Origin of the sequence: Rhizobium subbaraonis, assembly GCF_900220975.1 — a bacterium.
Lineage (GTDB): Bacteria > Pseudomonadota > Alphaproteobacteria > Rhizobiales > Rhizobiaceae > Mycoplana > Mycoplana subbaraonis.
In genome coordinates this window covers 154,198-172,767 of record NZ_OBQD01000012.1, presented here as the reverse complement: position 1 = coordinate 172,767, position 18,570 = coordinate 154,198, and the positions used below count along the sequence as shown (strand labels likewise).

19 protein-coding genes are annotated in these 18,570 nt (G+C 64.5%); 11 read left to right on the top strand and 8 right to left on the bottom strand.

Annotation, left to right across the window (positions count from 1 at the left end; all coding sequences use genetic code 11):
• Positions 1 to 87 precede the first annotated feature (87 nt).
• The 5 genes from CRO48_RS19300 to dnaN form a co-directional block, all read right to left on the bottom strand.
• Positions 88 to 375: a DUF1330 domain-containing protein gene (locus CRO48_RS19300; RefSeq protein ID WP_097141499.1), complete on the bottom strand. Its 288-nt coding sequence runs from the start codon at positions 373 to 375 to the stop codon at positions 88 to 90.
• Positions 376 to 391: 16 nt separating this feature from the next.
• On the bottom strand, positions 392 to 1,090 hold the full coding sequence (gene pyrF, locus CRO48_RS19295) for an orotidine-5'-phosphate decarboxylase (RefSeq protein ID WP_097141498.1): 699 nt from the start codon (positions 1,088 to 1,090) through the stop codon (positions 392 to 394).
• Positions 1,091 to 1,092: 2 nt separating this feature from the next.
• Positions 1,093 to 1,677 (bottom strand): histidine phosphatase family protein, encoded by a 585-nt coding sequence (locus CRO48_RS19290; RefSeq protein ID WP_097141497.1) that lies wholly within the window; start codon positions 1,675 to 1,677, stop codon positions 1,093 to 1,095.
• A gap of 9 nt (positions 1,678 to 1,686) precedes the next feature.
• Positions 1,687 to 2,289 carry a phospholipid N-methyltransferase PmtA gene (pmtA, locus tag CRO48_RS19285; protein ID WP_097141496.1) on the bottom strand — a complete coding sequence of 201 codons (603 nt, stop codon included), beginning with the start codon at positions 2,287 to 2,289 and terminating at the stop codon, positions 1,687 to 1,689.
• A 202-nt stretch (positions 2,290 to 2,491) separates the two neighbouring features.
• The gene (gene dnaN / locus CRO48_RS19280) at positions 2,492 to 3,610 is read right to left on the bottom strand and encodes a DNA polymerase III subunit beta (protein ID WP_097141495.1); all 1,119 of its coding nucleotides are present in this window, start codon (positions 3,608 to 3,610) and stop codon (positions 2,492 to 2,494) included.
• Positions 3,611 to 3,864: 254 nt separating this feature from the next.
• On the opposite strand from dnaN, the gene rsmI reads away from it, so the two are divergent.
• From rsmI to CRO48_RS19230, 10 genes are all read left to right on the top strand, one after another.
• On the top strand, positions 3,865 to 4,788 hold the full coding sequence (rsmI, locus tag CRO48_RS19275) for a 16S rRNA (cytidine(1402)-2'-O)-methyltransferase (protein ID WP_097141494.1): 924 nt from the start codon (positions 3,865 to 3,867) through the stop codon (positions 4,786 to 4,788).
• A complete protein-coding gene (locus CRO48_RS19270) occupies positions 4,778 to 5,146 on the top strand; it encodes a YraN family protein (protein WP_097141493.1) in 369 nt (122 codons plus the stop codon). The genes rsmI and CRO48_RS19270 overlap by 11 nt, the downstream gene beginning before the upstream one ends.
• A gap of 127 nt (positions 5,147 to 5,273) precedes the next feature.
• Entirely contained in the window at positions 5,274 to 6,572 is a 1,299-nt protein-coding gene (locus CRO48_RS19265) for an extracellular solute-binding protein (protein WP_097141492.1), read from the top strand.
• Positions 6,573 to 6,812: 240 nt separating this feature from the next.
• Positions 6,813 to 7,694: an ABC transporter permease subunit gene (locus tag CRO48_RS19260; RefSeq protein ID WP_097141491.1), complete on the top strand. Its 882-nt coding sequence runs from the start codon at positions 6,813 to 6,815 to the stop codon at positions 7,692 to 7,694.
• 7 nt (positions 7,695 to 7,701) lie between these two features.
• Positions 7,702 to 8,544 (top strand): sn-glycerol-3-phosphate ABC transporter permease UgpE, encoded by an 843-nt coding sequence (gene ugpE, locus CRO48_RS19255; protein WP_097141490.1) that lies wholly within the window; start codon positions 7,702 to 7,704, stop codon positions 8,542 to 8,544.
• A gap of 10 nt (positions 8,545 to 8,554) precedes the next feature.
• Positions 8,555 to 9,691, top strand: a complete 1,137-nt coding sequence (locus CRO48_RS19250) for a sn-glycerol-3-phosphate import ATP-binding protein UgpC (RefSeq protein ID WP_097141489.1) — start codon at positions 8,555 to 8,557, stop codon at positions 9,689 to 9,691.
• A complete protein-coding gene (locus CRO48_RS19245; RefSeq protein WP_176526816.1) occupies positions 9,688 to 10,683 on the top strand; it encodes an endonuclease/exonuclease/phosphatase family protein in 996 nt (331 codons plus the stop codon). Before CRO48_RS19250 ends, CRO48_RS19245 begins: the two co-directional genes overlap by 4 nt.
• A 257-nt stretch (positions 10,684 to 10,940) precedes the next feature.
• On the top strand, positions 10,941 to 11,441 hold the full coding sequence (locus CRO48_RS19240; protein ID WP_097141488.1) for a cupin domain-containing protein: 501 nt from the start codon (positions 10,941 to 10,943) through the stop codon (positions 11,439 to 11,441).
• A 202-nt stretch (positions 11,442 to 11,643) separates the two neighbouring features.
• Positions 11,644 to 12,588 (top strand): glutathione synthase, encoded by a 945-nt coding sequence (gshB, locus tag CRO48_RS19235; RefSeq protein ID WP_097141487.1) that lies wholly within the window; start codon positions 11,644 to 11,646, stop codon positions 12,586 to 12,588.
• Positions 12,589 to 13,021: 433 nt separating this feature from the next.
• Positions 13,022 to 14,554, top strand: a complete 1,533-nt coding sequence (locus CRO48_RS19230; protein WP_097141543.1) for a YifB family Mg chelatase-like AAA ATPase — start codon at positions 13,022 to 13,024, stop codon at positions 14,552 to 14,554.
• A gap of 222 nt (positions 14,555 to 14,776) precedes the next feature.
• On the opposite strand, the gene cysK is transcribed toward CRO48_RS19230, so the two are convergent.
• Together cysK and CRO48_RS19220 are read right to left on the bottom strand one after the other, a co-directional pair.
• Entirely contained in the window at positions 14,777 to 15,745 is a 969-nt protein-coding gene (cysK, locus tag CRO48_RS19225; RefSeq protein ID WP_097141486.1) for a cysteine synthase A, read from the bottom strand.
• A gap of 134 nt (positions 15,746 to 15,879) precedes the next feature.
• A complete protein-coding gene (locus tag CRO48_RS19220) occupies positions 15,880 to 16,497 on the bottom strand; it encodes a LysE family translocator (protein WP_097141485.1) in 618 nt (205 codons plus the stop codon).
• A 275-nt stretch (positions 16,498 to 16,772) separates the two neighbouring features.
• On the opposite strand from CRO48_RS19220, the gene CRO48_RS19215 reads away from it, so the two are divergent.
• Positions 16,773 to 17,291 (top strand): Dps family protein, encoded by a 519-nt coding sequence (locus tag CRO48_RS19215; RefSeq protein ID WP_097141484.1) that lies wholly within the window; start codon positions 16,773 to 16,775, stop codon positions 17,289 to 17,291.
• Between the two features lie 372 nt (positions 17,292 to 17,663).
• On the opposite strand, the gene CRO48_RS19210 is transcribed toward CRO48_RS19215, so the two are convergent.
• On the bottom strand, positions 17,664 to 18,560 hold the full coding sequence (locus CRO48_RS19210; protein WP_097141483.1) for a GNAT family N-acetyltransferase: 897 nt from the start codon (positions 18,558 to 18,560) through the stop codon (positions 17,664 to 17,666).
• Positions 18,561 to 18,570 lie beyond the last annotated feature (10 nt).

Here is an 18,570-nt window from a genome sequence, read left to right as displayed (position 1 = left end):
GAGGCCTACATAGCCCAAACCACCGGGGAGGTGAAGGCTTGTCTGCACGTGCCTGGCTGCAACTTGCGCGCCTTAGCTGTCAGTGCGTCAGACCCCTTCGACGACCACCATCTCCGCGTCCGCGACTTCCTGGCGGATGGCGGCGGCGACTTGATATTCGGGGGAGTTGTAGCAGTCGATCGCCGCCTGCAGCGAAGGGAATTCGATCACGACGTTGCGGGCGCGAACCTGTCCTTCAAGCTTCTCGAAGGCGCCGCCGCGGGCGAGGAAATTGGCGCCGTACCTTTCGAAGGCCGGCTTGGCGGCCGCCACATAGTCCTTATAGCGTTCGGCGTCGCGAACATCCACGCGTGCGATCCAGTATCCCTTGGCCATTTTGTCTCTCCCTTGATTATGCTTTGAGCGCGTCCGTCATCTCGGCCAGGATGGCCTCTGCTGCCGCGCGCGGATCGGCGGCCTTGACGATCGGCCGCGCCACGACGAGATGGCTCGATCCGGCCTTCAGGGCTTCTGCCGGCGTCATCACCCGCTTCTGGTCTCCCTTCTCCGCACCGGCCGGGCGAATGCCCGGCGTGACGATCGCCATGCCCGGACCGACAATGCCGCGCACGGCGGCAGCCTCCTCGGCCGAGCAGACGATGCCGCCCATACCGGCGGCGCGCGCCTGTTCGGCCCGGCGCCGCACCAGTGCCTGCGGGGTGTCGTTGTATCCCGCCTCGATCAGGTCTTCAGCATCCATGGAGGTCAGCACGGTGACGCCGAGCAGGCACAGGCCGGAGCCGGCTGCCGCCTCCACCGCTGCGCGCATCGCCTTCGGATAGGCGTGCAGCGTCAGCATCGACATGCCCATCTTCGCGATGTTCTCGACGCCCTTCGCTACCGTGTTGTCGATGTCCAGCAGTTTCATGTCGAGGAAGACCTTCTTGCCGTCCCTGGCAAGATCGCGGGCGAACTCGAGCCCGCCTGCGAAGACCAGCTGGTAGCCGATCTTGTAGAAGACCACGCTGTCGCTGAGCGCGCGGACCTTCTCCTCGGCCTCCGCCACGGTCGGAACATCCAGCCCGACGATCAGTCGTTCGCGCGCTTCCATCCCTAAAACCCCTTCCATGTTTCCATCGCTGTCCAGTCGCATGCGCCGGAGCGATCTTCAAGCCGGAAGGCGAAAAGATTGCCGCCGTCACCGGGCTGGTCGTGACGCCGGGCGATCGGCAGGCCGAAAAGATGGCACTTGAGCAGCGTTCCCACGCCGCCATGCCCGACAAAGGCGATCGGCCCTGCGGTGCCGTGGTCGTTCAGGATGGCCTCCACCCGGGCGACGATCCGTGCCTGCGCGTCGACGGCCCGCTCCCAGCCGCGAAAGCTCTCCGTCGGATGGGCGAAGAACCAGTCGGCAGCCTCCTGGAAGCGCTCTGGTGGGAGAAAGCCGGTGGCGGAGCGGTCGTTCTCGCCCATTCCGTCCACCACCTCGACGGTGAGGCCGCTCGCCTGCGCAAGGATTTCAGCCGTCTCGACCGCCTTCGTCTCGTCACTGGAGATGATACGTTTCAGCGTGCGTGCCCAATCGGCTTGCGCCGCCTGGGTCGCGCGCTCGCGCCCTTTCGCGGAAAGACCCCATCGCGGGACCGGCACGTCCGGTTCTATCCGCACCTGCGGATGGGTGATGTAGAGCGCCAGCATCGGCCTCGCTCAGTGTGACTTGCGATAGGTCCACAGCTGCGCCGGCGGGATGTTGCGCACGACGAAATCGAGATGGCTGATCTGGTATCGGTCCGGCATGGCGGTGACGGGCGACACCGGTCCATAGGAAATCTGCACGACGGGTCTTCCCGCCGGGATGCGCCGCAACAGGTCCTCGATCAGCGAAACGCGCCGGTGCATGGGGAAGTTAAGCAGGGGCACGGCCGAGATCACGCTGTCGAACTGCTGGTCCTTGAGCGCGCCAAGCGTCCGGTCGAGGTCGAAGGCATCGCCGTTGATGAAGTGCACGCCGTCGAAGCGTTCCACCAGGTGATTGTAGAAATCGTTCGAGTATTCGATCGAGACGATCTTGTCGGGCGCCACGCCCCTTTCCAGGATCGCCTTGGTAATCGCTCCCGTTCCGGGACCGAGTTCCAGCACCGGCAGGCCGGAATGCGGGTTGATGACACCGGCCATGCGCCGCGCGGTGAACGAAGACGTCGGGATGATGGATCCGACGGCGCGCGTGTTGCTGATCCAACCCTTGAAGAAGCGGATCTCCTCGTCAAATTTCTTGCCGAGCCGTTCCTTCACCTTCACCCGCAAACTCATTTTGTTTCCCCGGTTGTGGCCGTCAAGGAACTGCTCCGCCACCCCTGCAGCGCAGATGCCTCGAACCGTGTCGATTCTCTGCGCCACTATGTGTGGCTATTTGCGTCAAAAACAAGTCTGATCGCGCCGGATCAACAGTTTGACTTGTAAAGAAAAAGGCGAGCCTTTCGACCCGCCTTCAAGCATTCAGCCTCGATGCGCCTCAAACGCGCATCGGCATCAGCACATAGAGGGCATCGTCGCCCGCAAGATCGCGCACCAATGTCGGTGAACCCGGATCGGCCAGCATGAACACCGCTTCCTCGCCGGAAAGCTGCGAGGTGATGTCGAGCAGGTATTTCGCGTTGAAGCCGATCTCGAGCGGGTCGCTGTCGTAGCCGACTGGCAATTCCTCGGTGGCGCTGCCTGAATCGGGGTTGTTAACCGTCAGTGTCATCTGGCCGTCGCCGATCGCGAGCTTCACCGCGCGTCCGCGTTCGGAGGAGATGGTGGACACGCGATCGACCGCCTGTGCGAAGGACTGGCAGTCGATCTTCAGTTCCTTGTCGTTGTTGGTCGGAATGACGCGCTGGTAGTCGGGGAACGTGCCGTCGATCAGCTTGGACGTGAGCACGACGGAGCCGAGCGTGAAGCGGATCTTCGCGTCCGAAACCTCGATGGTGACGATGAGTTCCGGATTGTCGACCAGCTTCTGCAGTTCGCCGACGGTCTTGCGCGGGATAATGATGCCCGGCATGCCTTCCGACCCCGAAGGTGCCTCCACGTCGGCGCGCGCCAGCCGGTGACCGTCGGTTGCGACGGCGCGCAGCTTCAGTTTGCCGGCGCTTTCGATCGTGTGCATGAAGATGCCGTTGAGGTAGTAGCGGGTCTCTTCCGTCGAGATCGCAAACTGCGTTCTGTCGATCAGCATCTTCAGGTCTGTCGCCTTCAGGCGGAAGGTGTGGCTGAAGCTGCCGGCCGTCAGGTCGGGGAAATCGGACTGCGGCAGGCACTGCAGCGAGAACTTCGAGCGGCCGGAGGCGACCGTCATCGCGCCGCCGTCCGGCGTGTTGGCCAGCAGCACTTCGGAGCCGTCGGGCAGCTTGCGGACAATGTCATAGAGCAGATGTGCCGGAACGGTCGTGGCACCCGCCTGCTCGATCTGCGCGGGCGTCGCTTCGGTGATTTCCAGGTCGAGGTCGGTCGCCTTCATCTCAAGGCCCGCGCCTTCGGAACGCAGCAGCACGTTCGAAAGGATCGGTATCGTGTTGCGGCGTTCGACCACGCGATGGACATGGTTGAGCGACTTCAGGAGATTGGACCGTTCGATTGTGATGCGCATTGGAGTACCGCTTTCGACCGCTCTGCCCGCCGGTCATGCCGGCGCGACGTCTTCTTGTTTGCCGGCTGGCGCCGGAAGGATGTGGACGGGCAAATTGGCAGATTTATCCGTCCAATTGCAAGAGGCATGGCGATTGCCATAGGGGATAGAACCGTCCCCCACCGTTCCCGCGCCCTTGCGGCCCGTCCCGGTCTCGCCCATAAGGAAGCTAGCCCGCCTCGACCGGGACGAAAAGCAGGAACATGACGTCTCGCATGCATGAACAGCCGCAGAGGGAGGCAGCGCCGGCTGCCCGTCACTATCGCGTCCACGGCGCGCTCGTGCCCGCGCGGCCGCTCGAGCCTGCGCTCTATCTGGTTGCGACCCCGATCGGCAATCTCGGCGACATCACGCTGCGGGCGCTGGAGACCATTGCCGGCGCCGATGTACTGGCTTGCGAGGACACCCGCGTCACGCGCGTTCTGCTCGACCGCTACGGCATTGTGACGCGTCCTTACGCCTATCACGAGCATAATGCCGACGAGGTCGGCCCGAAGCTCATCGCCGCGTTGGACGAAGGGCGCTCGGTGGCGCTGGTCTCCGACGCCGGCACGCCGCTCGTCTCCGATCCCGGTTATCGCCTCGGCCAGCTCGCGCTTGCCGCCGGCCATAAGGTCGTGCCGATCCCCGGTCCGTCGGCCCCGCTTGCAGCGCTCGTCGGCTCGGGCCTGCCCAACGATGCTTTCCTGTTTGCGGGCTTCCTGCCGGTGAAGGACAAGTCGCGCCGCGATCGCCTGGGCGAACTCGGCCGCGTGCCGTCGACGCTGATCTTCTTTGAATCGCCGCACCGGATCGGGGCGACGCTCGCCGCTGCCGCGGATGTTCTCGGCGGCGCGAGACAGGCCTGCATCTGCCGCGAACTGACCAAGACGTTCGAAGAATTCCGCCGCGGCTCGCTTGAAGACCTTGCCGCCCACTATGCGGAGAACCCCCAGGTGAAGGGCGAGATCGTGCTCGTCATCGCGCCGCCGGCGGAAGAGCCGCCGCCGGAAGCAGCCGACGTCGATGCACTGCTTGCCGGGCTCATGGCCGACATGCCGGCCGGGAAGGCGGCGACCGAGGCCGCGCGCCAGACGGGACTGCCCCGGCGCGACCTCTACCAGCGCCTGCTCGAACTGAAGGCCGAGCATGGGCGATGAGGCGGGCAGAAAGCTCCGCCGCAAGGCCTTTCGCCGCGGGCATCTCGCGGAATACATCGCCGCCCTCTACCTGATCGCCAGGGGGTATCGCATCATGGCGATCCGCCACCGAACCAGGCTTGGCGAGATAGACATCATCGCGCGAAAGGGCGACCTGGTCGCCTGCGTCGAGGTCAAGGCGCGGGCGAGCGAGGAAAGCGCGATCTTCGCGGTGACGGCCGCATCCCAGCATCGCATCCGCGCGGCAAGCGACATCTGGCTGTCGCGCCAGCCCGACGCACATCGCCTGTCGATCCGCTACGATATCGTCGCCGTCCTGCCGTGGCGTCTGCCCCGCCATCTGCCGGGAGCCTTTTGAAGTAAAAACGAAATCAGTTCGAAAGGTATGTGAAATGTAATCGAACTGACATACTCCTGTTAAGCGATCGTCACGGAAGGGCAATAGGCACTCGCACACCGATGCAACCGGTGGAGAGGATCCTTCCATGATCAAGCAGTTTTCGCTCGCAGCAATTTCGATCGCCCTGACCGCGACCTCGTCGCTCGCCGCGACCAACATCACCTGGTGGCACGGCATGGCCGGCCGCAATGGCGAGGTCATCAACGAGGTGGCCCAGAAGTTCAACGCCGCGCAGACCGCCTGCGCGCTGACGCCCGTCTCCAAAGGCACCTACGAGGAGGCTCTTGCCTCCGGCATCGCCGCCTTCCGCTCCGGCGAGCAGCCGAACATCCTGCAGGTTTTTGACGCCGGCGCGGCCACCATCATCAACGCCAAGGGCGCCGTTGTGCCGGCCGAGGACCTGATCAAGGAAGCGGGCTATGATTTCGACCGCAACGCCTTCATCGAGGGTGTTCGCTACTTCTACGCCGACAGCGACGGCAAGTTCGTCGGCATGCCGTTCAATTCCTCCGCGCCGATCATGTACATCAACGACGAGGCGTTGAAGAAGGCCGGCGTCGAGGCGCCGAAGACCTGGGAAGAGTTCGAGGCAGCCGCGCCGAAGCTGAAGGAAGCCGGCTACATCCCGCTGGTCCAGGCGCAGCTGACCTGGCAGTTCACCGAAAACTTCTTCTCCCGCAACAACATCCAGTTCGCCACCAACAACAACGGCTACGACAGCGTCGTCGACACCAAGCTCAAGGTCACAGACCCGAACCTCGTGATGATGTTCGACAAGCTGAAGTCCTGGGCCGACGAGGGGTATTTCGCCTATTACGGCGCCGGCTGGAACGACAACCAGAAGCCGTTCGAAGAGAACAAGGTCGCCCTCTGGATCGGTTCGTCAGGCTCCTTCGGCGGCCTGCAGAAGACGGCCCAGATGCCGTTCTCGGCCACCTTCCTGCCCTATTGGGGTTCGATCGCCGGCGCCGGCACAAATTCCTTCATCGGCGGTGCGGCCCTCTTCGCCATGGCCGGCAAGCCGGCCGAGGAGAACAAGTGCGTTGCCGACTTCTTCCAGTTCCTGACCTCGCCGGAAATCCAGAAGTTCTACCACCAGGCCACCGGCTACGTCGCGATCACCACCGCCGCCTACGAGCTGACCAAGTCGGAAGGCTACTATGAGAAGACCCCGGTCGCCGAAGTCGGCATCAAGCAGCTGATGCTGCCGGCCGGCGAGTGGTCGAAGGGCTACCGTCTCGGCTTCTATCCGCAGATCCGCGAGATCATGGAGCGCGAATACGGCCGCATCTTCTCCGGCGAGACCACGGTGAAGGACGCCTTCGACACGATCGAGCGCGAGGGCAACGAACTGCTCGCCCGCTTCGCCAAGACGGCGGGTTGAGGCAGCGCCGCTGCCGGCTGGCGGTGCGCCAATGATGGAGTGCATCGGCGTGAACGCTGCAAGCCCACGCGTCATGCGGCCCCCCTCATCCGGCCTGCCGGCCACCTTCTCCCCGCAAGCGGGGAGAAGGACCACTCGCCGCAACGTCTTCATCTCCCTCGCCCCGCTTGCGGGGAGAGGGCTGGGGTGAGGGGCTCTCATCCAAGAGGCGCCCATTGCCCCATCCGCTCGAAGGTTTTCATGAAGCGCGTCCAGTTCTCCTCGCCGCTGCTGCCCTATCTGTTCCTGGCGCCGCAGTTGGCCGTGATCGTCATCTTCTTCTACTGGCCGTCGGTGCGGGCGATCCAGTCCTCCTTCTATCTGGAGGACCCCTTCGGCTTCGGCTCGACCTTCGTCGGTTTCGACAACTATCTGGGCGTGCTGCTCAGTCCCGAATATCTGTCCATCGCGCGCTTCACGGCTCTCTTTACCGCGCTCGTCACCTTCTTTTCGCTGGCGCTCGGCCTGCTGCTCGCCGTCAAGGCGGATGCGGTGATCCGCGGCAATGCCGCCTACAAGACGCTGCTGATCTCCGTCTATGCCATCGCCCCGCCGGTCGCCGGCCTGATCGGCATGATGTTCTTCGACCAGCACATCGGCCCCTTCGTCAAGATCGCCGCCTTTTTCGGCTGGGAGATGAAGGTGGGCCTCAGCTATTTTGACACCGCCTTTGCCATGATCTTCGTCGCCGTCTGGAAGCAGATCCCCTACAATTTCATCTTCTTCCTCTCCGGCCTGCAGGCGCTGCCGGCGTCCGTGCGCGAGGCGGCCGCCATCGATTGCCGCTCCGGCATCAAGCGTTTCTGGACAGTGATCTTCCCGCTACTCGCGCCGACCGCCTTCTTCCTGCTGATCATCAACGTCACCTACGCGCTGTTCGACACCTTCGGCGTCATCGACGTGATGGTGAAGGACAAGGCGGCGAACAACCCGATCACGCTGGTCTACAAGGTCTACATGGACGGCTTTCGCGGCAACGACATCGGCGGCTCGTCGGCCCAGTCGGTGATCCTGATGATCGTCGTCTTCGTGCTCACCGTGCTGCAGTTCCGCTTCATCGAGCGGCGCATCCACTACACCTGAGGCGCCCATGCACCGAACCCGCATCCTCGACCATGCCGTCCTGATCCTCGGCGCCCTGTTCCTGACGCTTCCGGTGGTCGTCGCCTTCATGACCTCGACGCACGAGGCGGCCGCGATCCACTCCACGGGGCTGATGCTCTCGCCCGGCGGCCATCTCGTCGAGACCTACGAGACGGTGCTGACGCGAAAGGGCGGCTTCACCGGCCAGGTGACCGGCGCGCGGATGATGATGAATTCCTTCATTCTCGGCATCGGCTTCGCGGTCGGAAAGATCGCGCTTTCGATGCTCGCCGCCTATGCGATCGTCTATTTCCGCTTCCGGTTTGCAACGCTCGCCTTCTGGGTGATCTTCACCACGCTGCTTTTGCCGCTCGAAGTCCGCATCATGCCCTCCTACGAGGTAATGAGCAGCCTCGGCCTGATCAACAGCTATACCGGCCTGATCGTCCCGCTGCTCGCATCCGCGACCGGCACCTTCTATTTCCGCCAGTTCTTCAAGTCGGTGCCGGAGGAGTTGCTGGAGGCCGCCCGCATCGACGGCGCCGGGCCGTTCAAGTTCTTTATCGACGTGCTCGTGCCGCTGTCGAAGACGATGATCGCGGCGATCTTCATCATCATGTTCGTCTATGGCTGGAACCAGTATCTCTGGCCGATGCTGATGACCACCGACGAGCGCTTCTTCACCCTGATGCGCGGCATCAAGCAGATCCTCCAGGTCTGGATCGGCTCGCAGATCCCCGACTACAACGAGGCCTTTGCACTGGCGGTCCTCGCCATGCTGCCGCCGGTCCTCATGGTGGTGCTCTTTCAGAGCTGGTTCATCAAGGGCCTCACCGAAAGCGACAAGTAAGGATAAGTCGATGGCAACGATCGAGATCGACAAGGTATCGAAGGTCTATCATGGCAACGTGCCGGCGGTGAGCGAGGTCGATATCAAGATCACCGACGGCGAGTTCATCGTCCTGGTCGGCCCCTCCGGCTGCGGCAAGTCGACTCTCTTGCGCATGGTGGCGGGGTTGGAGAACATCTCCAGCGGCACAGTGCGTATCGGCGGCCGCATCGTCAACGACGTCGAGCCGGCCGACCGCGACATCGCCATGGTGTTCCAGAACTACGCGCTCTACCCGCACATGACCGTGCGTGAGAACCTCGCCTACGGGCTGAAGAACCGCCGCACGCCCAAGCCGGAGATCGAGGCGCGTGTCGCCGAGGCCGCCCGCATGCTGGAGCTCGGCCCCTATCTCGACCGCAAGCCGCGCGCGCTCTCCGGCGGCCAGCGCCAGCGTGTCGCCATGGGCCGCGCCATCGTCCGCCACCCCTCCGCCTTCCTGTTCGACGAGCCCCTGTCCAACCTCGACGCCAAGCTGCGCGTGTCCATGCGCGGCGAGATCAAGCGCCTGCAGCGCCGCGTCGGCACCACCTCGCTGTACGTTACCCACGACCAGCTGGAGGCGATGACGCTGGCCGACCGGCTCGTCGTCCTCAACGGCGGCCGGATCGAGCAGATCGGCCGGCCGCTCGACGTCTACCACGCGCCCGCCTCCACCTTCGTCGCAAGCTTCATCGGCTCGCCGGCGATGAACCTCGTTCAGGGTGAACTGCACGGCAGCAAGCTTGCGATCGGGCCTGCACTGATCGACCTTGGCGACACGCTGCCCACACAAGGCGCCGTCACCGTCGGCTTCCGTGCCGAGGACCTGCAGGCGGTCGGCGCCCCCGTCGACGCAAGCGCCCAGATCGGCTCCGCCACGATGCCGCTGCGCGTCGACTATGTCGAGGAGCTGGGTTCGCAGCGCCTCGTGCATGGCACGCTCGGCGATCAAACCATCACGGTCGCGATGTCCTCCGACGCGCCGCTGACCAGTGAGATGCAGGTCGCGGTTCCGCTCGGCCGGCTGCACTTCTTTGATGCCGAGAGCGGACGCCGCCTTGTCTGGTCGTCGGTCGAGCCGAACCGCTCGACCACGGCCGCAGACCTTCTGGAGACCGCCCGATGATCCGCACGACCGTTCCGGCACTCGTGGGCGTGCCCGAAGAGGCGCGCTTGCAGGTCGCTGCCCTGCCGCGCACCGTCGAAGCCCATGACGACAAGATGGCGTCGCTGCCCTTCATGAACGCGATCGAGACCGGTGGCAGTGCCGTTTCCGCCGGCCCGCTCGCCCTTCCCTTCGAGGTCGGCGCCTGGAACCTGGAACGCTGCCTGTTTCCCGAAGCGACCGCAGGCCTGCTCCGGCGGGCGACGCCGGCACCCGTCGTGCTCGTCTCGGAAATGGACAGCGGCATGGCCCGCACCGGCCAGCGCAACACCACGGCTGAACTCGCCGGCCATCTTGGCATGGCCTATGCCTACGGCGTCGAGTTCCTCGAGCTTGGCCTCGGTTCGCAGACCGAGCGAGATTTCTGCCGGGACGATTTCAATCTGCACGGCTTCCACGGCAACGGCCTGATGGCAGCCGTGCCGCTGACGCAGCCCTTCATGCTTCGCCTCGAAGGCGGGCGGCTGTGGTTCGTCGACGGCGGCGACCAGCCGCGGCTCGGAGAGCGCATGGCGATCGGCGCGATCATCGAGACGGAAGCCGGCCCCTTCGTCGCCGTTTCCGTTCATCTCGAAAGCGCTGCCACTGCCGCCTATCGCGAACGCCAGGTGGTGGCCCTGATCGACGCTCTGGATCACGCCTTTCCCGGCCTGCCGGTCCTGATTGGCGGCGATCTCAACACCGGCAACCACACGGGCGGCGACTTCGAGGCCGAGGGCCTGTTCCGGGAGGCCGCCCTCCGCGGCTTCTCCCGCCACGGCGGCCCGCTGGACCAGATGACCACCCGGCCGAGCCTGATCACCCGGTGGCCGGACCGGGCGATGAAGCTCGACTGGTTCCTGGCCCGCGGCCTGGTCATTGGCGGGGCCTGGATCGTCCCCTCGCTCGACGAGACCGGGCGGCCGCTCTCCGACCACGACCTCATCGTCTGCACCGTCGAGGGGTTCGCATAGGTCTTGCTCGCTCTTCGCGGCCGCCTTTGGTGATCTCTGCCCGGTCGCTGCCGTGCGGGACGCGGTCGGGCGTCGGCCTGCGGGCGGGCGCGCGATCGATGCGGTGTCCTTGCAGGGGGCTATCGGAAGCCAGTTACGAGAACACCTTCCGTCCCGTCACGCCAAATCCGCACGATTGCTAAAATTGTAGCAAGCGCATGAACCCACCTCGAACCTTCTTGTCCTATGGTCGCGCGAATGGCGGAGAGGGGACTTCGATGGTTCTGAAACTGATGCTCGCAAGCGCGATCGGCATGGCGGTACGCACGATTCCGGCAAGGGCGCTGCCTCCGAGGCCGTTGATCGCGGCCTCCATGGACGAGATGGAGATGGTGGACGCGCCGATCGAGCCGTCCTGGATCCTCGAGGGCGCTCCGCGCGCGCGTCTCGCCCTGCATTCGCGCGGCCACGACGACCAGTCGACAACCGCGGTCTGGGATTGCACCGCCGGCGCCTTTCGCTGGTATTTCGGCTGGGATGAGACGGTGATGATCCTGAACGGCGAGGTGCACGTCACCACCGAGGACGGCGTCGAGCGGACGCTGCGCGCCGGCGACATCGCCTATTTCGCCGGCAAGACCTGGGCAACCTGGCGCGTCGATGACTATGTCCGCAAGATCGCCTTCTGCCGCAAGCCGTTCCCTGCGCCCGTGGCTGCCGCATTCCGCCTGCGCGACATGATGCGCCCCGGTGCCGCACGCGGCGGCCTCGCCGCCTGAGCGCCTGTCGACGGCGGGCGATCCGACCTGCCGGATCTGCGCGGATGGCGCGTTCCTGCCCTGAGCGAGCGCTGCCCTCGTAGACCGCGCGCGGGGTCATCTGCGAAAGTGGGTCAAAGACGTGTCTGCATGCCATGCCCGCCCGTTGCGTTTGCCGGGCCGCAGCCCTAAATGTGACGGGCAAATTCCTGAGGGCAATTACATGGCGAAGATCAAGAACGTCGCGGTCCAGATGGACCATGTGTCCACCGTCAATATCGCGGGCGATTCCACCTTCGCGATGAGCCTGGAAGCCCAGGCGCGCGGCTACAATCTCTTCCACTACACGCCTGAAAAGCTCAGCCTGCGCGACGGCAAGGTCTTTGCCACCGTCGAGCCGATGACCCTTCGCGACATCAAGGGCGATCACTACGAGCTCGGCGAGCCCGAGCGTATCGACCTCTCCACCATGGACGTGGTGCTGCTGCGCCAGGATCCGCCTTTCGACATGGCCTACATCACCTCCACCCACCTTCTGGAGCGCATCCATCCGAAGACGCTGGTGGTCAACGATCCGGCCTGGGTACGCAACTCGCCCGAGAAGATCTTCGTCACCGAATTTGCCGACCTGATGCCGGCAACGCTGATCACCCGCGACCCGGCGGAAATTCGCCGTTTTCGCGAGGAGATGGGCGATATCATCCTCAAGCCGCTCTACGGCAACGGCGGTGCCGGCGTTTTCCACTCCACCCGCGACGACCGCAATCTCTCCTCCCTCCTGGAAATGTTCGGCCAGATGTTCCGCGAGCCCTTCATTGCGCAGCAGTACCTGCCGGACGTGCGCAAGGGCGACAAGCGCATCATCCTCGTCGACGGCGAGCCGGTCGGCGCGATCAACCGCGTTCCCGCCGAGCACGACAGCCGCTCCAACATGCATGTCGGCGGCCGCGCCGAGGCGACCGCGCTGACGAAGCGCGAGGAGGAAATCTGCGCCCGCATCGGGCCTGCCCTGAAGGCTCGCGGCTTCCTGCTCGTCGGCATCGACGTCATCGGCGACTACATGACCGAGATCAACGTCACCTCGCCGACCGGCATCCGCGAGGTGAAGAAGTTCGGCGGCGCCGACATCGCAAGCCTGCTGTGGGACGCGATCGAAACCAAGCGGTAGGCAATCGCGCCGATATTCCAAGCGGCGGTCGCGCCCGAGCGTTCAGCCGGCGCCCGCAATGCCGGGCGCAGGTACGGATGATGGACAAGGGTCGACCATCGTTCCTGCGTTCCGCTTCCTTCCGTTGATACCCGCGCGTGCACATGTGCCCGTGGACATCATCCGTCGGCGGGCAGGGGCCCCGTGACGCAGAAGGAAACGGACCGTGTGTTCTCCCATTGCAACCTGATGCAGCCTGAGCGGGAAAAATACGCGCGTTTGTTCGATAATTGTTCTTGTTATATTCCGCGTCCCGTGTAATCGTGTCAACCGCAACTTGAAGATTGGTTGTGGTGGGCGGATGCAATTGTGGGAAGCCGCAAGCTCGCTTCCCGTCATGCGCACTTCTTTCGCCAGCACGTTCGGCGGCATGAGGCCGCCGCAGGGGGCATTCATGGTGGCACGGGTCAGTACGGTTGCATTTCAGGGCATCGACGGCGTTCCCGTCGATGTCCAGGTGATGGTGGCGCCCGGCAAGGTCGGCATGCAGATCGTCGGCCTTCCGGACAAGGCGGTGGCGGAAAGCCGCGAACGAGTCCAGGCCGCCCTTCATGCCTCGGGGCTGTCGCTGCCGGCCAAGCGCGTGACGGTTAATCTCGCGCCTGCCGACCTGCCGAAGGAGGGCAGCCACTTTGATCTCCCCATCGCCCTGGGCCTGATGGCTGCGCTCGGCGCCATTCCCGCCGATGCCCTGGAGGGCTATGTCGTGATCGGCGAACTCAATCTCGACGGCACGATTGCCGCCATCGCCGGAGCGCTGCCGGCCGCGATCGGCGCCAACGCCCTCGGCAAGGGATTGATATGCCCCGCCGACAGCGGCGCGGAAGCGGCGTGGGCGGGGAGCGAGCTCGACATCCTCGCGCCGCGAAGCCTGATCGCGCTGGCGAACCATTTTCGCGGCACCCAGGTGCTGTCGCGTCCCGAACCCGCAATTCGCGCAGCGCCCGCGAACCTGCCCGATCTCGCTGACATCAAGGGCCAGGAAAGCGCCAAGCGTGCGCTGGAGGTCGCCGCCGCCGGCGGACACAACCTCTTGATGGTGGGGCCCCCGGGATCCGGCAAGTCGATGCTCGCTGCGCGCCTGCCGTCGATACTGCCGCCACTGGCGCCTGCCGAACTTCTCGAAGTCTCGATGATCCATTCCATCGCCGGCCAGCTGGCCGGCGGGCGTCTGTCCGACCGCCGCCCCTATCGCGCGCCGCACCATTCGGCGACCATGGCAGCTCTCGTCGGCGGCGGTTTTCGCGCTCGCCCCGGCGAGGCGTCGCTGGCCCATCACGGCGTTCTGTTCCTTGACGAGTTCCCGGAGTTTTCTCCTCAGGTTCTGGATGCGTTGCGCCAGCCGCTCGAAACCGGCGAATGCGTCATTGCGCGTGCCAATCATCGGGTCAGCTATCCCGCCGCAATCCAGCTGGTCGCTGCGATGAACCCGTGCCGTTGCGGCATGGCGGGCGAGCCGGGGCAGACCTGCGCGCGCGGTCCGCGCTGCATGGCCGACTACCAGTCCCGTATCTCCGCGCCGTTGATGGACCGTATCGACATCCGCATCGATGTGCCGGCTGTCTCGGCGAGCGATCTGATCCGGCCGATGGCGGCGGAGGCCAGTGCCGCGGTGGCCGCACGCGTGGCGCGGGCGCGTGAGGCGCAGCGTGACCGGTTTCTAGCCCTCGGCCACTCCGGGATTTCCACAAATGCCCGGGCGTCGACCGCGCTGATCGAGCGTATCGTCGAACCCGATCCCGGCGGTCTGCAATTGCTGCGGGACGCGGCCGAAAAGATGCGCTTTTCCGCCCGCGGCTATCATCGTGTGCTCAAGGTCGCCCGCACGCTCGCCGATCTCGACGGCAAGGATATCGTCGGCCGCATACATCTCGCCGAAGCGATTTCCTACCGGATTGCAGGGGAGCGTCTGGCCGCGGCGGCCTGAGCGCGAACAACACGCGTCTCGATCCGATCGTCGATCCGCGGGGGCCGTGCGTAGGCCACAAGCCCATCTCCTGAGCCGCGCACGGCTTTGCAGAGTTGCGCCATTCCCCCGCGCGACCGCTCGCTGCGGCGGTAGCGACACTTGAGAGGCGGCGCCGAGCGGGAAAGACGGGGCGCATCCTGGGCGGAGCGCCCGTCTCACGGCAAGCTCGGCGGCTTGGGATCAGCCGCCCAGACCCTCGAACAGTGCGGTTGAGAGATAACGTTCGGCAAAGGAGGGAATGATGACGACGATGGTCTTTCCCGTATTCTCGGGGCGGCTGCCCACCTTGATGGCCGCGGTCAGTGCCGCACCGGAGGAGATGCCGACCGGCACCCCTTCGAGCCGCGCCACCAGCCGGGCGTTCTCGAATGCCTCGTCGTTGCTGACGGTGACGACCTCGTCGTAGATCTTGGTATCGAGGATCGCCGGCGCAAAGCCGGCGCCGATTCCCTGGATCTTGTGCGGTCCGGGATTGCCGCCGGAAAGGACCGGGCTGTCTGCGGGCTCGACCGCGACCACCTTGAGGCCCGGCTTCTTCTGCTTCAGCACCTGACCGGCGCCGGTGATCGTGCCGCCGGTACCGATGCCGGAAACGAGGATGTCGACCTGGCCCTCGGTATCGTTCCAGATCTCCTCGGCCGTCGTCTTGCGGTGAATTTCCGGATTGGCAGGATTTTCGAACTGCTGCGGAATGACGGCATCGGGAAGCGTCGATGCCAGCTCTTCCGCCTTGGCGATTGCCCCCTTCATGCCTTTCGGCCCTTCGGTGAGTACGAGTTCTGCACCCAGCAGCGCCAGCATCTTGCGGCGCTCGATCGACATTGTCTCCGGCATGGTGAGGATCAGCTTGTAACCCTTTGCGGCCGCGGCAAAGGCGAGCGCGATGCCGGTGTTACCCGATGTCGGCTCGATCAGCGTGGTCTTGCCGGGGGTGATTTTGCTCTGTGCCTCCAGCGCCTCGATCATGGCGACGCCGATGCGGTCCTTCACCGAGGCGATCGGGTTGAAGAATTCCAGCTTTGCCAGAAGATTGGCCTTGACGCCCTTCTCCCTTGCGAGCTTGTCGAGGCGCACGATCGGCGTATCGCCGATCGTCTCGGTTATGGAGGCGTAGACGCGGCCGCGGCCGGGCTTGCGGGTCTCAGGCATTTCAATCTCCCTTCAAATCTGCATTGAGGGGAGAATAGGTTTCGACGGCAGCCGAGACCAGTGGGGGATCACCCATGTGTGGCCGACGGAGTGGAAAAAACGCTTCGCAATCCGGTTGAATGGAAATCTTTATTTCAAGCAGCGCGCGTTGCGATGTAGGCCGCGGTGCTGGCAAGGATGCCCGCTGCCACGCGGTTCAACGTACGTAGCGCGCTCGGCTTCTTCAAAAGCGTGCGCGCCCGCGAGGCCAGCGCCATGTAAGGGATCAGCACGACGAGAAGCACGACGAAGGTCGCCCCCAGCAGCAGCCCATAGTCGTTCAGGCCGATCGCGCCGAGATCGATGAGCGTCGGCACGAGCGCCACGTAGAATAGCATCGTCTTCGGATTGCCCAGCGTGACCAGCAGCCCGGAAAGAAACGACATCGCGACGTTCGATGAGCGGCGTGCCTGGATTTCCTGCGGCACGAGGCCCGTGGTCCAGAGCTTCCACGCGATATAGCCGAGATAGAGTGCGCCCGCGATCTTGATGACCATGAAGGCGGTCGTAAACGTCTGTGCGATGAAGGCGAGCCCCAGGATCACCGCCGTGAGGTAGATCATGTCGCCGAGGATCAGCCCCAGTCCCATGAAGAACGTCTCTCGGAAGCCCGAGCCGAGCGCGCGGGCAACGATCGCGGTGATGCCCGGGCCGGGGATCACCGCAGCAATGAAGAGGGCTCCGCTATAGGCAAGAAGGGCGGCAAGGGTCATGTCTGGATCTCTCTTCTGTGTTCTCTCTACGCCTCGGCAGATGGGCTTTCAAGCGCCCGGCAGGGAGCGCGTTTGGCGGCAAAGAAAATCGGGCGCGGCCGGCATGCCGGACAAGGCGCGCGACAGGCCGAAGGCCGTTGAAGATTGCGCCCTTCGCTCTAGCTTTGGTGCGGTCGTCAACCGCCGAAGAGCGGCCCGATTTCGATTTCCCGACGAGCGCCAAGTGCACGTTGCGTCGGTTCATTGCCTTATCTGTCCCAACAAGGAGAGCCCGCATGTCTTCCTCCTCTGCCGAAAAACGCAGGATTGCACCACTCAAGACCCCCTCCGGTTTGCCCTCGAATGCGATCACCGATATCTCGGCCGCGCTCACCACCCTCCTTGCCGACATGTTCGCATTGTACCTCAAGACGAAAAATTTCCACTGGCACGTCTCAGGCCCCCACTTTCGTGATTACCACCTGCTGCTGGACGAACAGGCCGAGCAGATCTTCGCGACGACGGACGACATTGCCGAGCGGGCCCGCAAGATTGGCGGAACAACCCTGCGTTCCATCGGCCATGCGGCACGGCTGCAGCGGATCCCCGACAATGACGCCGACTACGTGACGCCCGGGGACATGCTGGCCGAACTGCTGGAGGACAACAAGCACCTGGTCTCCCTCCTACGTGAAACGCACGACCTGTGCGACGAGCACAACGACGTCGCCACCGCCAGCCTCCTGGAAAACTGGATCGACGAGGCCGAGCGCCGCACCTGGTTCCTGTTCGAGACGACCCGACAGGCGAAGTGAAGAATCCGGTTAACGTCCGGCGTGTTGCCGGACGTTACCCGCCCAGGCGTAGGAATGGATCGGGCCGCACGCCGGCCGGCCAAGCGCCACGCCCGCCGCAGGATGACTGCGGAGCCTGCAAACTGTACCGGCTGCGGGACATGCCGGGGTCCGTTCCACATCTTAAAGTGGATGGTCCAGGAGATGCCGCAATGCGTGGAATGCGGCAAGGTCACCGGTGGCGACCGTTTCAAGGCGCGCATCTTTGCACGCATGGAAGAACTTCGACGGGCTTTTGGCTGGCAGTGCAGAGCGCGCGAAGACCAGCAGGTCGACGGTCGTGCCGACCTCGGCAAAGCGGCGGCTGCCGGGGGCTTAGCCCTTAAATGCGGCTCAGAACTCTGCCATGGGCGAAAGCCGGCAAGGACCATTCGGGGAAAGGCCGGGCTGGCTGCGCAGCATGAAGCGCAGATCGCCGTCTTCGGGAATGCCTTCGCCCTGCCAGCCAAGCTGATCCGGGGCGAACAGAACTTCGACCCTTTCCGGCTGCCTTCCAATGGCCTGCAGGATCTCGCAAAGCGATGGCATGCTGGCAGCCACCACGTCGTGCAGCGTGAAAACGGTGCCCTCTGCGTTTTCGCTCCAGGCAACGACGGCCGAATGCTGCGGCAGGAGGCTGAACGTCACGCCCTGCACGAGCACGGTGTTGAGCAGGAACGTCTGCATGTTCCGGATCACGGCAAGTCGCTGCGAGACCGCAGCGCGGCTTTCCAGTAGGCCGCGAACAAGGGAAACGTCGTCGGCATCGTTCATGTCGAGCGTGCGGAAGGACGGCGATGCCGCGCTCACGGCCGGCGCACCCCCGGCAAAGCGATGTTCCGGCAGGATCCCGAAACCGTAGGGTTCGTAGAGCTGCGGCTTGTCGGTGTAGAGCAAGATCGCTTCGAAGCCCTGCGCGTCGCAGCGCTGCAGCACGCGGCGGACGAGATCGCGGAAGAGGCCACGACCACGATATTGCGGCAGCACTGCACCGGATTGCAGCGCGGCCGCTTTCACCGGGCGCCCATCGATCACGAGCGGCATCGAAAAGGCGGAAAAATTCGCCACGCACCGCGCGCTTTCGTCGAACCAGGCCGACGACATCAGTGTCTGGTCAGGTCCGCCCAGCCGGTCGAGCGGGCTGACATCGACGCCGAAGACGTCGACAAGCAGCGCCTTCACCGCCGCCCAGCCGGCGGGATCGCCGAAATAGTCCTCGCGAAAGATCAGCCCGGCCCGATCGTCAGTCATCTGCCGGTTG

Bases quoted from the DNA above. Each gene is read 5' to 3' on its own strand.
- cysK (WP_097141486.1), bottom strand. From the start codon at position 15,745: ATGCCTGAGACCCGCAAGCCCGGCCGCGGCCGCGTCTACGCCTCCATA.
- CRO48_RS19300 (WP_097141499.1), bottom strand. From the start codon at position 375: ATGGCCAAGGGATACTGGATCGCACGCGTGGATGTTCGCGACGCCGAA.
- CRO48_RS19210 (WP_097141483.1), bottom strand. From the start codon at position 18,560: ATGACTGACGATCGGGCCGGGCTGATCTTTCGCGAGGACTATTTCGGC.
- rsmI (WP_097141494.1), top strand. From the start codon at position 3,865: ATGCATGAACAGCCGCAGAGGGAGGCAGCGCCGGCTGCCCGTCACTAT.
- CRO48_RS19230 (WP_097141543.1), top strand. From the start codon at position 13,022: ATGGTGGCACGGGTCAGTACGGTTGCATTTCAGGGCATCGACGGCGTT.
- CRO48_RS19215 (WP_097141484.1), top strand. From the start codon at position 16,773: ATGTCTTCCTCCTCTGCCGAAAAACGCAGGATTGCACCACTCAAGACC.
- gshB (WP_097141487.1), top strand. From the start codon at position 11,644: ATGGCGAAGATCAAGAACGTCGCGGTCCAGATGGACCATGTGTCCACC.
- CRO48_RS19240 (WP_097141488.1), top strand. From the start codon at position 10,941: ATGGTTCTGAAACTGATGCTCGCAAGCGCGATCGGCATGGCGGTACGC.
- CRO48_RS19250 (WP_097141489.1), top strand. From the start codon at position 8,555: ATGGCAACGATCGAGATCGACAAGGTATCGAAGGTCTATCATGGCAAC.
- CRO48_RS19290 (WP_097141497.1), bottom strand. From the start codon at position 1,677: ATGCTGGCGCTCTACATCACCCATCCGCAGGTGCGGATAGAACCGGAC.
- pmtA (WP_097141496.1), bottom strand. From the start codon at position 2,289: ATGAGTTTGCGGGTGAAGGTGAAGGAACGGCTCGGCAAGAAATTTGAC.
- ugpE (WP_097141490.1), top strand. From the start codon at position 7,702: ATGCACCGAACCCGCATCCTCGACCATGCCGTCCTGATCCTCGGCGCC.
- CRO48_RS19245 (WP_176526816.1), top strand. From the start codon at position 9,688: ATGATCCGCACGACCGTTCCGGCACTCGTGGGCGTGCCCGAAGAGGCG.
- CRO48_RS19265 (WP_097141492.1), top strand. From the start codon at position 5,274: ATGATCAAGCAGTTTTCGCTCGCAGCAATTTCGATCGCCCTGACCGCG.
- CRO48_RS19260 (WP_097141491.1), top strand. From the start codon at position 6,813: ATGAAGCGCGTCCAGTTCTCCTCGCCGCTGCTGCCCTATCTGTTCCTG.
- dnaN (WP_097141495.1), bottom strand. From the start codon at position 3,610: ATGCGCATCACAATCGAACGGTCCAATCTCCTGAAGTCGCTCAACCAT.
- pyrF (WP_097141498.1), bottom strand. From the start codon at position 1,090: ATGGAAGCGCGCGAACGACTGATCGTCGGGCTGGATGTTCCGACCGTG.
- CRO48_RS19270 (WP_097141493.1), top strand. From the start codon at position 4,778: ATGGGCGATGAGGCGGGCAGAAAGCTCCGCCGCAAGGCCTTTCGCCGC.
- CRO48_RS19220 (WP_097141485.1), bottom strand. From the start codon at position 16,497: ATGACCCTTGCCGCCCTTCTTGCCTATAGCGGAGCCCTCTTCATTGCT.